The following is a 13,878-nucleotide window of genomic DNA, read 5'->3' as shown; positions in this document are numbered from 1 at the left end:
CACGTTTCACACTCCAGTGGAGGAGTGACGGGCCCGGTCAGCGGGGTTGTGGAGGACCTGTCAGGCGGAGAATCCGGCGACCCGCAGGGCGTGCACCAGATCCCAGTGCCGCTCGTCCGAGACGCCTCGCGCGGCCGCCAGGAGGAGTGGTACGAGGATCCCCGGACCGGGTTCGGCGCTGCGGGCGGCCTCCTCGGGGGCGCGGACGCGGACGTAGGCGTCGAGGAGCGCGGTGACCTCACGGCGGCGGCCCTCGGCGACCAGCCCGAGCACGGCGGCGCCGATCTCGCCGGCGGGCCGTGCGACGCCCTGCCGGAGGATCTGTTCCCCGTCCGCGCCCCGCCCGGCCGCGACCAGCGCGTCGGCGGCGGCGACCAGCCGGTCGGCGGGCAGCGACGCGGCCTCCCACAGCAGGGTCGCCCAGTCCGCGCCGAGCCCGGCGTGCTGAAACTCCGCGGCGAGCAGCGGGAAACGGTCGGCGGGCCAGTGGGCGAGCTCGACGAGCACGCCGTGCGCCTCGCCGGTACGCCCCTCCGAGCGCAGCCGCACCAGCGTCGCGACCGTCTCGGCGGTCTCCCGCCGCGCCGCCGCGTCCAGCGGCTCGGCGGGCTCCCGCGACCCCGCCTTCGGCACCTCCGCGGCCCCGGCGAAACGGGCCCCGCGCGGGGTGCGCCCCTTCGCCGCGGGCGCACTGGGCAGATCGGGCACGGCCGCCGGGGGTACGACGACGGGAGCCCCGTCCTCCTCGGCCATCCCGGCGAACCGGGCACCCCCGCGGCGGCGCTTGCGCTTGGGCGCGGCTGCCTCCGGCGGCGGGGCGGCGGGAGTGGGCTCGTGCGGGGGGTCGCTGTCGGGCGGGGAGGTCCGTTCGGGGCGGGTGAGCGGACCCGGGGCCTGCTGATACGGGGCGTACGCCGCGCGCGAGGAGTCGACCTGGGGGTACTGGTGCGGGCCTGGGCGGGCCGAGTCGTCGGGGGGTACGGGGTGCGGGGCGTATCCGGTGTGGGCCGCCTCAGCGGAGCCCTGGCCTCCCGGCCCGCGCCCGTCGGCGCCGGCGTCGGCGGGGGCCGTGGCGTGTGAGCCGTGCCCGGGATGACCTCCCTCAGCGGGACCCTGCCGTCCCGGCCCGCGCCCGGCGGCACCGACATCGCCGCGGCCCACCGGATACGGGGCGTATCCGGAGTGGGCCACTTCAGCGGAGCCCTTGCCTCCGGGGCCGCGCCCGGCGGCCCCAGCATCAGCGGGGGCCGTGACGTGTGGACCGTGCCCGGGATGACCTCCCTCAGCGGGACCCTGCCGTCCCGGCCCGCGCCCGGCGGCACCGACATCGCCGGGAGCCGCCGCGTGTGGGCCGTATCCGGAGTGGGCCGCCTCAGCGGAGCCCCGACCTCCCGGGCCGCGCCCGGCAAGGCCGGGTTCGGCGGGAGGCGTGGCGTGTGGGCCGTATCCAGGACGGGTTGTCTCAGCGGCACCGGGTCGCCGAGGTGCGTCTCCGGGGGGCTCCGCCCAGCCGGAAGCCTGGGCCGGGCTCGCGGTCGGGGTCGGGGCCTGTGGGTCTCGCGGATCAGGTGGTTCTACGGCCTGGGAACGTCTCGGCGCGGCTCCGAAGTCGTCCGGCCAGCCGGGAGCCCGCGTGTGTCCCGAGCGGGCGGGCTCCGTGCGGTCGGGCCACCGCGGGGCGTGTCCGGCCTGGCGCGCCTCGGCGTCGGTGGCCGACGGCGCGGCGTCGCGCTGCTGCGGAATGTCGGGGAAGTCGGCGCCACCGCCGACGGCGCCACGTCCTACGGCTCCGCGGGCGCCGGCCTCATGGGCGCCGGCCCCGGTCACGGCATCCTCGTAGCGGCCGGCCTCACGCCCATGCCTCCCGGGGTCACGGGCCACAAGCCCGCTGCCCCCCTCCCCGTCCCCGTAGGCCCCCCGCGGCACCCCGCCCTCCGCGACCTGTCCCCGTCTGATCGCCCGCGCCTGGTCGTTCATCGTGCGGTGGTCCAACTCGGCCATGCGGGACTGGAGTTCGGCGCAACGGCGTACCGCGCGCTCGTGGTCGTCGCGGGCCCAGGCGAGGTCCAGGCGGATGGCGTCGGCCTCCTCCTGGGTGGTGGCGCCGGCGAGGCGGCGGCCCAGTTCGGCCTGGCGTTCCGCGGCGTAGCGCTGTTCGCGGAGCATGACGTCGAAGCGGTCGCCGAGGGCGTCCCGGCCGCCGGGGCGGGCGTCGTAGGCGGTCTGGGCGGCGGCGTGCAGGGGGCGGGCCCGGTCCGCCTCGGCGTGGGCCACCTCCGGGCCGTACGCCGCAGCGAGGTCTTGCAGCAGTGCCTCGACCACGTCCCACGGCGGCACTTCGCGGCCGTCGAGGCAGGCCTGCATACCGTCCGGGTCGCGCTGCCAGAACACCGCGCACCAACCGGCGCCCTGATCCAGGCGCGCGAGCACACCGTCCAGGTAGGCCACGAACTCCCGCATCCGACCCGGGAGTTGATCCACTGCCATCGCTCAACTCCCGTTAGACCGGAGCACTCCGGTCCGTAAGGCAACACCAGCAGTGTTACGAACGGGCTACGGACAGTTTTCAAAGGCGCAGCAGGAGCCTCATGCCGCGCCCACCGCCGCTGAGCGAACTCCCGTCACACGCCCGCCAACTCGCACAGTCCGGCCAGCTCGTCCATGGACAGCCCGAGCGCCCGGGCGAGCGCGGCCACGGTGAAGAACGCCGGGGTCGGAGCCCGTCCGGTCTCGATCTTCCGGAGCGTCTCCGGAGAGATCCCGGCGGTCGCCGCGACCTCCGCCATGCTGCGGCCACCGCGGGCCTCGCGCAGCAGCCGGCCGAGCCGCTCGCCGCGTTCGTGTTCTTCGGGAGTGAGAGGGGTGCGCACCATGCCCCCCATTCTAATACCGGTATAGTAATTGGCATGGTGGAACTGAAGACGGACGCATCGATCGATGCCATGTACGAGGCGGGACAGGTGGTCGGGCGTGCCCTGACCGCCGTACAAGAGGCCGCTGACGTGGGTGTATCCCTGCTGGAGCTGGACGAGGTGGCGCGTGGGGTGCTGCGGGAGGCCGGGGCGTCCTCACCCTTCCTCGGCTATCGCCCCTCCTTCGCCTCCACGCCCTTCCCCGCCGTCATCTGCGCCTCCGTGAACGACGCGATCGTGCACGGCATCCCGACCGGCTACCGGCTGCGCGACGGCGACCTCGTCTCGATCGACTGCGGTGCCCAACTCGGCGGCTGGGCCGGTGACTCGGCGATCAGCTTCACGGTGGGCAGGCCGCGCGCCGCCGACGTACGGCTGATCGAGACCGGGGAGCGGGCGCTGGCGGCCGGGATCGGCGCGGCGGTCGTGGGCAACCGCATCGGCGACATCGCGCACGCGATCGGCACGGTGTGCCGGGACGGCGGCTACGGCATCATGGACGACTTCGGCGGCCACGGCATCGGCCGCCGTATGCACGAGGACCCACCGGTGCCCAACGAGGGGCGCCCGGGCCGGGGGCTCGCGCTGCGGCACGGCATGGTGCTCGCGATCGAGCCGATGCTCATCGCCGGCGGCACGGACGAGTACCACACGGCGCCGGACGGCTGGACGCTGAAGACGAATGACGGCTCCCGGGCGGCACACACCGAGCACACCGTGGCCGTCACCGACGCGGGACCACGCGTCCTGACGGCACGCCGGGCCACCTCTCCGCAAGGCGTCCGGTGACCGGTTTTCAGCTGGTTTAGACCGCCGGGCGCCGAATGTGCCCCGCTCCCCCATCCGTGCGAAGGTGTAACCGGCTGACACCCGGGTTACCCGGCCCCGGCACGTCGATCAGCGAGGGTGCCCCCGGCCCGCGCGGGGACACCGGATGGGAACGCCCATGACCAGCGGATTCAGCGGACCGGAAGGCTATGACGCCTTCGGAGAGTTCCTCGCCCGTTTCTTCGGCGGGCCACGTCCCGGCCCCCGCCAGATCAACATCGGCCAGCTGCTCAGCCAGCCGGCCAGGGAGCTGGTGCGGGGCGCCGCGCAGTACGCCGCCGAGCACGGGAGCCGGGACCTGGACACCCAGCACCTGCTGCGGGCCGCGCTCGCCGCGGAGCCGACCCGGAGCCTGCTGAGCCGGGCCGGGGCCGATCCCGACTCGCTCGCCTCGGAGATCGACGAACGCTCCGGCCCCGTCCAGCACCAGCCGGAGGAGGCCCCACCGCCCACCTCGCTGTCCCTCACCCCGGCCGCCAAGCGCGCCCTGCTGGACGCGCACGAGCTGGCCCGGGCCCGGGGCGCCGGTTACATCGGCCCCGAGCACGTGCTCAGCGCCCTGGCCGCGAACCCCGACTCGGCCGCCGGGCACATCCTCAACTCGGCCCGGTTCGCCCCCGCCGGTCTGCCTCCGGAGGCGGCACCGGACGGCGGGCAGCCCGGCGCCGAGGCACCGCGCGGCACCGGCACGCCCACCCTCGACAAGTACGGCCGCGATCTCACCGACCTGGCCCGCCAGGGCCGTGTCGACCCGGTCATCGGCCGGGACGAGGAGATCGAGCAGACCATCGAGGTGCTGTCCCGCCGCGGCAAGAACAACCCGGTGCTCATCGGGGACGCGGGCGTGGGCAAGACCGCCATCGTGGAGGGCCTGGCCCAGCGGATCGTCGACGGGGACGTGCCCGACGTGCTGATCGGACGCCGGGTCTTCGCCCTCGACCTGACCGGGGTGGTCGCGGGCACCCGCTACCGGGGCGACTTCGAGGAGCGTCTGACGAACATCGTGGGCGAGATCCGCGACAACTCCGACCGGCTGATCGTCTTCATCGACGAGCTGCACACGGTCGTCGGCGCGGGCGGGGGCGGCGAGGGCGGCTCCCTGGACGCCGGCAACATCCTCAAGCCCGCTCTGGCCCGCGGCGAGCTGCACATCGTGGGCGCGACCACCCTGGAGGAGTTCCGCAGGATCGAGAAGGACGCGGCCCTGGCCCGCCGTTTCCAGCCGATCCTGGTCCCGGAACCGACCCCGGCGGACGCGATCGAGATCCTGCGCGGCCTGCGCGACCGCTACGAGGCCCACCACCAGGTCCGCTACACCGACGAGGCGCTGGTGGCCGCCGTCGAGCTGTCCGACCGCTATCTCAGCGACCGCCGCCTGCCGGACAAGGCGATCGACCTCATCGACCAGGCGGGCGCGCGGGTACGGCTGCGGGCGCGCACCAAGGGTACGGATGTACGGGCCCTGGAGCGCGAGGTCGAGCAGCTGACCCTGGACAAGGATCAGGCGGTCGCCGACGAGCAGTACGAGCAGGCCACCCAACTGCGGGACCGTATCGCGGAGTTGAAGCAGCGGATCGCCGAGACCGCCGGGGACCACGACGCGGCCGACGAGGGCCAGCACCTGGAGGTCACCGCGGAGGCCATCGCCCAGGTCGTGTCCCGGCTGACCGGCATCCCGGTCAGCAGTCTCACCGAGGAGGAGAAGGACCGGCTGCTCGGACTGGAGAACCACCTGCACGAACGGGTCGTCGGCCAGGACGAGGCCGTACGGGTCGTCTCGGACGCCGTCCTGCGCTCCCGGGCCGGCCTCGCCAGCCCGGACCGGCCGATCGGAAGCTTCCTCTTCCTCGGCCCGACCGGTGTCGGCAAGACCGAACTGGCCCGTGCCCTCGCCGAGTCCCTGTTCGGCAGCGAGGAGCGCATGGTCCGCCTGGACATGAGCGAGTACCAGGAGCGGCACACCGTCAGCCGCCTGGTCGGCGCCCCACCCGGATACGTCGGGCACGAGGAGGCGGGTCAGCTGACCGAGGTGGTCCGCAGGCACCCGTACTCGCTGCTCCTGCTGGACGAGGTGGAGAAAGCCCACCCGGACGTCTTCAACGTCCTTCTCCAGGTCCTCGACGACGGACGGCTCACCGACTCCCAGGGCCGTACGGTCGACTTCACCAACACGGTGATCGTGATGACCAGCAACCTGGGCTCGGAGGCGATCACGCGCAGGGGCGCGGGCATCGGCTTCGGGCCGGGCGGCACGGACGAGGAGGCCCGCCGGGAGCAGATCCTGCGCCCCCTGCGGGACCACTTCCGTCCCGAGTTCCTGAACCGCATCGACGAGATCGTCGTGTTCCGCCAGCTCACCGGCGAGCAACTCCGCGACATCACCATGCTGTTGCTGGAGAACACCCGCCGTCTGCTCCGGGCCCAAGGGGTCACGGTGAACTTCACGGACGGGGCAGTGGACTGGCTGGCCGAGCACGGCTATCAACCGGAGTACGGCGCCCGCCCGTTGCGCCGCACGATCCAGCGGGAGGTGGACAACCAACTGTCCCGGCTGCTCCTGAACGGCACGATCGCGGACGGCGACCGGGTGACCGTCGACACGGCGGCAGGCAATCTGACCTTCACGAAGACTCCGTAGGGGCGCGGGGAGCTGCGCGACCAGCTCCCCACGCGCCCGCAGGAACTACGGCGCGGGGTGCACCACTTGCGCGGATCCCCCGCCCCGCCGCACCGTCTCAGCGGCCGCGAGCCACTTCCCGCCCGGCAACCGCTGCACACCGGTAGCCGCACCGATCTCCGGATTCAGCTTGAACGAGTGCCCGATCGCCTCCAGCTGAGAACGCTCCCCGCTGCTGTACAGCGCCGGCTCCAGCTCGGTCTGCGCGGCGTTGCGCTGACTCGCCCGAGGCGCGGCGATCGCGTCCACCAGCGGCAGTCCGCGGTCGACGAACTCGGTCAGTACCTGCAGCACGGTCGTGATGATGGTCGCCCCGCCGGGCGAACCCAGCGCCACCACGGGCTGGTTGTGCCGGTCGAGCACGATCGTCGGTGAGATCGAGGACCGCGGCCGCTTGCCGGGCCCCGGCAGGTTCGGGTCGTGAACGGCCGGGTTGGCGGGAGCGAAGGAGAAGTCCGTCAGCTCGTTGTTGAGGATGAACCCCCGCCCGGGGACGGTGATCGCACTGCCACCGGTCTGCTCGATGGTCAGCGTGTAGGAGACGACGTTCCCCCACTTGTCGGCCACCGTCAGATGCGTGGTGTTCTCTCCCTCGTACGTCGTCGGAGCCGCGGTGCCCCGGTCCGCGCAGGCCCCGGGATGCCGCGGGTCTCCCGGCGCCACCGGGCTGGTGAGCACCGCGTCGTCCTTGATCAGGCAGGCCCGCGAGTCGGCGAACTTCTTCGACAGCAGCCCCTTCGTCGGTACGTCCTCGAAGGCGGGGTCGCCGACCCAGCGCCCCCGGTCGGCGAACGCGATCCGGCTGGCCTCGATGTAGTGGTGCAGGTACTGGACCTCACTGGCCTTCGAAAGGTCGGTGTGCTCAAGGATGTTGAGGGCCTCGCCGACCGTCGTGCCGCCGGAGGAGGAGGGCGCGATGGAGTAGACGCCGAGGCCGCGGTAGGAGGTCTTGGTGGGCTTCTGGAGCTTGGCCCGGTAGACGGCGAGGTCCTTCTCGGACAGGTCGCCGGGCCGTGCGTTCCAGCCCGAAGCCGGGTCCACGGGCGGCTTGTTCACGGTGTCGACGATGTCGTCGCCGAGGTCGCCGTGGTAGATCGCGCCGACGCCCTTGCGGCCCAACTCCTGGTAGGTGTGGGCGAGATCGGGGTTCTTGAAGGTGGAGCCGACGACCGGCAGCTGTCCGCCGGGCAGGAACAGCTTCGCGGTGTCCGGGAAGTAGCGGAACCGCGTCTCGTTGGACGCGGTCTGCGAGCGGAAGGTGTCGTCGACCGTGAACCCGTCCCGGGCGATCCGCTCGGCCGGCTTCAGGACGCTGCCGAGCGATCTGCTGCCCCACTGGCCCAGCGCCGTGGCCCAGGTGGCGGGCGTGCCCGGGGTGCCGACGCTCAGCCCGCTGCTGACGGCGTCGGCGAAGGCGAGCGGCTTGCCGTTCTCCAGGAACAGGTCGGAGCCGGCGGTCAGGGGTGCCGTCTCGCGGCCGTCGATCGTGTGGACCGTACGGGACTTGGCGTCGTAGTAGACGAAGTAGCCGCCCCCGCCGATGCCGGAGGAGTACGGCTCGGTGACGCCGAGCGCGGCGGCGGTGGCGACGGCCGCGTCGACCGCGTTGCCACCCTTCCTCAGGACCTCGATGCCGGCGGCGGAGGCGTCCGCGTCGACGCTGGAGACGGCACCGCCGTAGCCGACGGCGACGGGTACTTTCTCGGGTGCCGAGGTGGCCTGCGGCGGTGCCGCCGCCCCCACCGACACCACGGCGGCCGAGACCGCCAGGACCGACAGTTTCCGTGCGACAGGGCGACGCATCCGTACCTCCAGTCCAGGACCGTCCGCGCAGCGTAACCACATCGCCGGGGCCCCGACACCCCTCTTCGGGTCAGGTGTCATGCGAATGCCACACTTCGAACACCGGTACGTACCAGCCGCGTCGGCCCGCTAGCATGCGCGCACATGAATGACGACGTGCGCAACATCGTCCTGGGCGTGGTGGCGGCGGGCATCAGCGCCGCGCTCGGCTGGCTCGCCCGGACGTACCTGTGGAAGCGGAAGCTCCGCCGCAAGCAGGCGTTCTTCGGGCTGCCGGACAACTCGGAATCGCTGCTGGTCGTGAACCGGGACGCGGGCAGCACCGAGCTCTCGGTGCACCGGTACGACGTGTTCGCGCTGCTCGAACTCTCCGCCCTCATCAAGGACTGCGGCGCGCACGCCGAGGTCATCACCCAGGACGCGGCCCGGCAGGGCTTCGGGGAGCGCACGGAGTTCTGCGTCGGCGGCCCCACGTCGAACCGGCGCATGATGGCGCACATCGCCGCCATGCTGCCCGGGGTGCTGGTGAAGGTCGACCCGTCGGAACCCGGCCCGATCCGCATGACGTACCAGATAGGCAGCGAGCGCTACCTCCTGGAGAAGGGCGTGTCCGAGTACGTGCTGCTCGCCCGCCTCACCGCCGGGCAGCCCGGTCAGAGCCGGCCCGTCTTCCTGTTCTGCGGCCAGACGGCCATCACCAACCAGGCCGCGACCCGCTACCTGGCGCGCAACCACGAGCGGTTGTCCCGCAAGTACGGCGACAACTCCTTCGTGATCCTGCTGAAGGTGGTCAACTCGCAGGCCTACGGCCCCGATGTCGCCGAACTGGTCGCGGACGTGACGCGCGCGGCCCAGACGCCGCTGCCGACGCCCGCGGCCGCACGGAACTCACACCGCGCCTCCTGAATTGATTCACACCACAACAATCGTTACTCCCACGTAACTTACCGACGGGTTACCTCCGGTAAAGCGCCGCGGTTACCGTCGGGTCACTTTGCATTGACACGAGTAGGGAGTGACCCGTGGGACACCCTCGCAAGGCCCTGCGTACGACCACCGTGGGCGCCGTCTCCGCGACTCTGATCGCCGGTAGCGCCCTCGGACTCGCCCCCACCGCCCAGGCCGCCGACGCCGTCCGCTTCGTAGACATCGCCGGTGACGGTGGGACCGTCCTCAAGGCGAACGTCATCACGCCCGCCGGAGCCGACGGCTCCCGGCGCTACCCGCTGCTCGTCCTGCCCACGAGCTGGGGACTGCCCCAGGTCGAGTACCTCGCCCAGGCCCAGAAGCTCGCGAACTCCGGTTACATCGTGGTGAGTTACAACGTCCGCGGGTTCTGGCAGTCGGGCGGGGAGATAGAGGTGGCGGGCCCACCCGACACCGCCGACGCCTCCAAGGTCATCGACTGGGCGCTCGCCAACACCCCCGCGGACGACCGGCACATCGGCATGGCGGGCGTGTCGTACGGCGCCGGCATCAGTCTGCTCACCGCCGCAAAGGACAAGCGCGTCAAGGCCGTCGCGGCCCTCAGCGGCTGGGCCGATCTGATCGACTCGATCTACTCCGGGCGCACCCAGCACGTCCAGGCCGGGGCGCTGCTGGACGGCGCGAGCCTGGTCACCGGCCGCCAGAGCGCCGAACTCCGGCAGATCTTCGACAACTTCTACGCGTCGAACCTGTCGAAGGAACAGGACATGATCGACTGGGGGAAGAAACGTTCGGCCGCCACATACGTGGACCAACTGAACAAGAACGGCGCGGCGGTCATGATGGCCAACGCCTGGGGCGACACCGTCTTCTCCCCCAACCAGTACGCGGACTTCTACGAGAAGCTGACCGGCCCCAAGAGACTGGAGTTGCGCCCCGGCGACCACGCCACGGCCGAGCTGACCGGCCTGTTCGGCCTCCCCAACGACGTGTGGACGGACACCGGGCGCTGGTTCGACCACTACCTCAAGGGCGCCGACAACGGGATCGACCGCGAGCAGCCGGTCCGGCTCAAGTCCCGTTCCGGGGGCGGCTACGAGGGCTACCCGGACTGGAAGTCGGTCGGCGCGACCCGCAAGAAGATCGCCCTCTCGGGCACCACCACGATCCACACCAACGTGGACTCGGGCGCGGACGGCGGGATCGTCTTCCTGTCCAGCATCCTCGACCAGATCGCCCAGGCTCCACCGGTCGCCGCCATCCCCCTGCTCCCGCGCCGCTGGGCCGCCGTATGGCAGTCGGAGAAGTACGCGACCGCCCAACAGGTGCGCGGCACCGCGAAGTTGCACACCACGGTCACCCCCACCAAGGAGAGCGGCACCCTCGTCGCCTACCTGTACGACGTGGGGCCGCTCGGCCTCGGCAAGCTGGTCTCCAACGCGCCGTACACCTTCCACGGACAGACACCCGGCAAGCCGCTAGGCGTCGACCTGGAGCTGTTCTCCACGGCCTACGACGTCCCGGCGGGGCATCGTCTGGCGCTGGTGGTCGACACGGTCGACCCGCTCTACATCGAGCACAACCCGTCCGGCGCTCAGCTGACCTTCTCCTCGCCGGCGAACGACCCGTCGTACGTGTCGATTCCGCTGCGCGAGCAGTGATCTCCGGCCGGCGCCGGGCGGGTAGGGCTCTGTGACTGCTGCCCCCTACGGCTGACGGGCCGTGGGGGGGACCCCCACCAGGCAGCAGCGTCCCTGGAGGCTCGGTCGCCGTCACCATGGGGGTGAGCGGACCATCGTAGTCGAGGCGCGAAGACATGGCCGTCGCCTCCTCAGTGCTTGAGGATCTTGGAGAGGAAGTCCCTGGCGCGCTCGCTGTCGGGGTTGGTGAAGAAGTCGTCGGGAGCCCGGTCCTCGACGATGCGGCCGTCGGCCATGAACACCACGCGGTTGGCGGCCGAGCGGGCGAAACCCATCTCGTGGGTGACGACGACCATGGTCATGCCCTCCCGGGCCAGTTGCTGCATGACCTCCAGGACCTCGTTGATCATCTCCGGGTCGAGGGCGGACGTGGGCTCGTCGAAGAGCAGGGCCTTGGGCTCCATGGCGAGGGCGCGGGCGATGGCCACGCGCTGCTGCTGACCGCCGGAGAGCTGGGCCGGGTACTTGTCGGCCTGGTCGGCGAGGCCCACCCGGTCGAGGAGTTGACGGGAGCGCTGGTCGGCCTGGTCCTTCTTGCGTCCGCGGGCCTTGATCTGGCCCAGCGAGACGTTCTGCAGGACCGTCTTGTGGGCGAACAGGTTGAAGGACTGGAAGACCATGCCGACCTCGGCACGGAGCTTCGCGAGGGCCTTGCCCTCCTCGGGCAGCGGCTGCCCGTCGAGCGTGATGGAACCGGACTTGATGGTCTCCAGGCGGTTGATCGTCCTGCAGAGCGTGGACTTGCCCGACCCCGAAGGGCCGATGACCACGACCACCTCCCCCTTGCCGACGGTGAGGTTGATGTCCTGCAGGACATGCAGCTCCCCGTAGTACTTGTTGACGTCACGCAGTTCGATCAACGGATCGACGACGGCCATGCCCAGCCCTACTCACTCTCAGCTGTGTCGTGGTTGCCGCAACTTATCGAGGCAAGATCGCACTTGAGGAACGACACGCACTTTTCGGTCATTAGCCGTATTTACGCCGCGCTTACGGCCAGGGGTTCACTCCTCGGCGACCTCCGCGTAGAGCTGGGACAGCTCGGGCACCCCGCTCCCGGCCCACTCGTGACCGGAGGCCACGACATCGAACTCGCGCCCCGACTGCAGCCGGATCACGGGCTGGCCGTCCGAGCGCAGATCCCAGGTCGCCCCCGGGACGGTCCGCACGATGACCGTGCCCAGGTAGAGCCCCGCGTCGTTGCCGAGCCAGAGCAGGACCTCCTCGTCGTCCCGCCAGCCCGGCACCAGCTGGTCGAGCGCCTCCAACGAGGCCGCCGTGTCGTCCAGTCGGACACCCGAACGGGAGGCGTGGGAGCGCAGGAGCTCGCACTCGGAGAGGAGTTCGGCGATGCCCTCGGGGTCACGGGTCCCCGGCTTCTCACTCCAGCCACCCAGAAAAGGGATCTTCATACACCCAGCGTGTCACTCACCCGGCCGCATGCACCACAGGCGCGCGGGCCATGGTTTCCGGTCGGCTTCACGCGGGGCGCCCTGACGTGCCGCGATGTCGCCTTGGCCGCTCGATGCACCTTTCGTCCCACCGAGCGGGAGCGGTCGGCCGGGGATCCGGACCGAGGACCTACACGTCCAGGTCGACCACGACCGGCGCGTGATCGGACGCGCCCTTGCCCTTGCGCTCCTCACGGTCGACGTAGGCGTCGGTGACGGCCTTCGCGAAGGACTCGTTGCCGTACACCAGGTCGATGCGCATGCCGCGGTTCTTGGGGAAGCCGAGCTGGCGGTAGTCCCAGTACGTGAACGGGTGGTCGTACTTGAGGGGTCGCGGGACCACGTCCGACAGGCCCGCCTCGCGCAGGGCGGCGAGGGCGGCGCGCTCGGCCGGGGTGACATGGGTGAGGCCCTCGAAGGCGGCCACGTCGAAGACGTCGTCGTCCGTCGGCGCCACGTTGTAGTCGCCCAGGACCGCGAAGGGCCGGCTGCCCGCCGCGTCACCGGCGACAGCGGCCTTGAGGGCCTCGAACCACTGGAGCTTGTACGCGTAGTGCGGGTGGTCGACCTCACGGCCATTGGGCACGTAGACCGACCACACGCGGGCCGGGCCGCAGGTCGCGGAGATGGCGCGGGGCTCCGGGGCACCGTCGTAGCCGGGGTCGCCGGGCAGGCCCTTGACGACGTCCTCCAGGCCCACCCGGGAGATCACCGCCACGCCGTTCCACCGCCCTGTCGCGTGGACCGCCGCCTCGTAGCCCGCCTCGCGCAGCTGGTCGAACGGGAACTGCTCCTCGGCGACCTTGGCCTCCTGGAGGCACAGCACGTCGGTGCCGGTGCTCTCCAGCCAGGCCAGCAGCCTCGGGAGACGAGCGGTGATCGAGTTGACGTTCCAGGTCGCGATGCGCATGCCCCACAACCTACCGGGCGGCACTGACACTCACAGAGCCGTGCTCTCCCCCGGCTTCAGCCGCAGGTGCTCCGCGCCGCCGAGAGCGCCGATCTGGCTGTCGTAGATCGGGCGGGCGAGGTCCGTGAGGAGGGCGTCGTGGATGTCGTAGGCGCGCTGCGGCTTGACCTCACGGACGTAGTCGATGACCTCGGAGATCTTGCTCCAGGGGGCCATGACGGGGAGCATCAGCGTCTCGACGGTGTGGTCGGGGACGGTGAGGGCGTCGCCGGGATGGAAGACCGTGCCGCCGTCGATCAGGTAACCGACGTTGGTGATGCGCGGGATGTCCGGGTGGATCACGGCGTGCAGCTCGCCGTGGACCTGGACGTCGAATCCGGCGGCGGTGAAGGTGTCACCGTGGCCGACGGTGTGCACCCGGCCGGGGAAGGCCGTCGAGATCTTCTCGGCGACCGACTTCAGGGTCCAGATCTGCGCGGCCGGGTTGGCTTCCAGGGCGGCGCGCAGCCGGTCCTCGCTGAAGTGGTCGAGGTGTTCGTGGGTGACGAGGATCGCGTCGGCACCGAGGGCCGCGTGCTCCTCGCTGAAGGCCCCGGGGTCCAGGACGAGCGTCTGCCCGTCCTTCTCCAGACGGACACAGGCGTGCGACATCTTCGTGAGCTTCATGGGT

The 13,878-nt window shown here is 71.4% G+C and carries 11 protein-coding genes; 4 read left to right on the top strand and 7 right to left on the bottom strand.

Annotated features, from left to right (window positions below; genetic code table 11):
- Window positions 1–60: 60 nt before the first annotated feature.
- Together AQI94_RS45775 and AQI94_RS27180 are read right to left on the bottom strand one after the other, a co-directional pair.
- On the bottom strand, window positions 61–2,487 hold the full coding sequence (locus AQI94_RS45775; RefSeq protein WP_225890268.1) for a hypothetical protein: 2,427 nt from the start codon (window positions 2,485–2,487) through the stop codon (window positions 61–63).
- 134 nt (window positions 2,488–2,621) lie between these two features.
- A complete protein-coding gene (locus AQI94_RS27180) occupies window positions 2,622–2,873 on the bottom strand; it encodes a helix-turn-helix domain-containing protein (RefSeq protein ID WP_031039405.1) in 252 nt (83 codons plus the stop codon).
- A gap of 33 nt (window positions 2,874–2,906) precedes the next feature.
- Here AQI94_RS27180 and map point away from each other — a divergent pair, with 33 nt between their 5' ends.
- A complete protein-coding gene (gene map, locus AQI94_RS27175; protein ID WP_031039406.1) occupies window positions 2,907–3,701 on the top strand; it encodes a type I methionyl aminopeptidase in 795 nt (264 codons plus the stop codon).
- 157 nt (window positions 3,702–3,858) lie between these two features.
- Window positions 3,859–6,378, top strand: a complete 2,520-nt coding sequence (locus tag AQI94_RS27170) for an ATP-dependent Clp protease ATP-binding subunit (RefSeq protein WP_037941563.1) — start codon at window positions 3,859–3,861, stop codon at window positions 6,376–6,378.
- 45 nt (window positions 6,379–6,423) lie between these two features.
- On the opposite strand, the gene ggt is transcribed toward AQI94_RS27170, so the two are convergent.
- Entirely contained in the window at window positions 6,424–8,220 is a 1,797-nt protein-coding gene (ggt, locus tag AQI94_RS27165; protein ID WP_031039408.1) for a gamma-glutamyltransferase, read from the bottom strand.
- Between the two features lie 144 nt (window positions 8,221–8,364).
- Here ggt and AQI94_RS27160 point away from each other — a divergent pair, with 144 nt between their 5' ends.
- Window positions 8,365–9,126, top strand: a complete 762-nt coding sequence (locus AQI94_RS27160) for a hypothetical protein (RefSeq protein WP_031039409.1) — start codon at window positions 8,365–8,367, stop codon at window positions 9,124–9,126.
- Window positions 9,127–9,242: 116 nt separating this feature from the next.
- Window positions 9,243–10,808 (top strand): CocE/NonD family hydrolase, encoded by a 1,566-nt coding sequence (locus AQI94_RS27155; RefSeq protein ID WP_031039411.1) that lies wholly within the window; start codon window positions 9,243–9,245, stop codon window positions 10,806–10,808.
- Between the two features lie 170 nt (window positions 10,809–10,978).
- Here AQI94_RS27155 and AQI94_RS27150 read toward each other — a convergent pair whose 3' ends face one another.
- From AQI94_RS27150 to AQI94_RS27135, 4 genes are all read right to left on the bottom strand, one after another.
- Window positions 10,979–11,725, bottom strand: a complete 747-nt coding sequence (locus tag AQI94_RS27150) for an amino acid ABC transporter ATP-binding protein (protein ID WP_031039413.1) — start codon at window positions 11,723–11,725, stop codon at window positions 10,979–10,981.
- Between the two features lie 126 nt (window positions 11,726–11,851).
- Complete coding sequence (locus AQI94_RS27145; protein WP_031039415.1) at window positions 11,852–12,259, bottom strand: DUF6278 family protein; 408 nt, start codon at window positions 12,257–12,259, stop codon at window positions 11,852–11,854.
- A 169-nt stretch (window positions 12,260–12,428) separates the two neighbouring features.
- Window positions 12,429–13,208, bottom strand: a complete 780-nt coding sequence (locus tag AQI94_RS27140; protein WP_031039417.1) for an exodeoxyribonuclease III — start codon at window positions 13,206–13,208, stop codon at window positions 12,429–12,431.
- Window positions 13,209–13,238: 30 nt separating this feature from the next.
- On the bottom strand, window positions 13,239–13,874 hold the full coding sequence (locus tag AQI94_RS27135) for an MBL fold metallo-hydrolase (protein WP_031039418.1): 636 nt from the start codon (window positions 13,872–13,874) through the stop codon (window positions 13,239–13,241).
- Between the last annotated feature and the right edge of the window lie 4 nt (window positions 13,875–13,878).

The sequence above is a fragment of the Streptomyces pseudovenezuelae genome (genome assembly GCF_001513955.1).
Classification (GTDB): domain Bacteria; phylum Actinomycetota; class Actinomycetes; order Streptomycetales; family Streptomycetaceae; genus Streptomyces; species Streptomyces pseudovenezuelae.
Note: the sequence above shows the minus strand (reverse complement) of the source record. Positions and strands in the feature narration are given on the sequence as shown.

Excerpts from the sequence above, each read along its gene's own strand:
- ggt (WP_031039408.1), bottom strand. The coding sequence starts at position 8,220 with ATGCGTCGCCCTGTCGCACGGAAACTGTCGGTCCTGGCGGTCTCGGCC.
- AQI94_RS45775 (WP_225890268.1), bottom strand. The coding sequence starts at position 2,487 with ATGGCAGTGGATCAACTCCCGGGTCGGATGCGGGAGTTCGTGGCCTAC.
- AQI94_RS27180 (WP_031039405.1), bottom strand. The coding sequence starts at position 2,873 with ATGGTGCGCACCCCTCTCACTCCCGAAGAACACGAACGCGGCGAGCGG.
- AQI94_RS27135 (WP_031039418.1), bottom strand. The coding sequence starts at position 13,874 with ATGAAGCTCACGAAGATGTCGCACGCCTGTGTCCGTCTGGAGAAGGAC.
- AQI94_RS27160 (WP_031039409.1), top strand. The coding sequence starts at position 8,365 with ATGAATGACGACGTGCGCAACATCGTCCTGGGCGTGGTGGCGGCGGGC.
- AQI94_RS27140 (WP_031039417.1), bottom strand. The coding sequence starts at position 13,208 with ATGCGCATCGCGACCTGGAACGTCAACTCGATCACCGCTCGTCTCCCG.
- AQI94_RS27145 (WP_031039415.1), bottom strand. The coding sequence starts at position 12,259 with ATGAAGATCCCTTTTCTGGGTGGCTGGAGTGAGAAGCCGGGGACCCGT.
- AQI94_RS27150 (WP_031039413.1), bottom strand. The coding sequence starts at position 11,725 with ATGGCCGTCGTCGATCCGTTGATCGAACTGCGTGACGTCAACAAGTAC.
- AQI94_RS27170 (WP_037941563.1), top strand. The coding sequence starts at position 3,859 with ATGACCAGCGGATTCAGCGGACCGGAAGGCTATGACGCCTTCGGAGAG.
- map (WP_031039406.1), top strand. The coding sequence starts at position 2,907 with ATGGTGGAACTGAAGACGGACGCATCGATCGATGCCATGTACGAGGCG.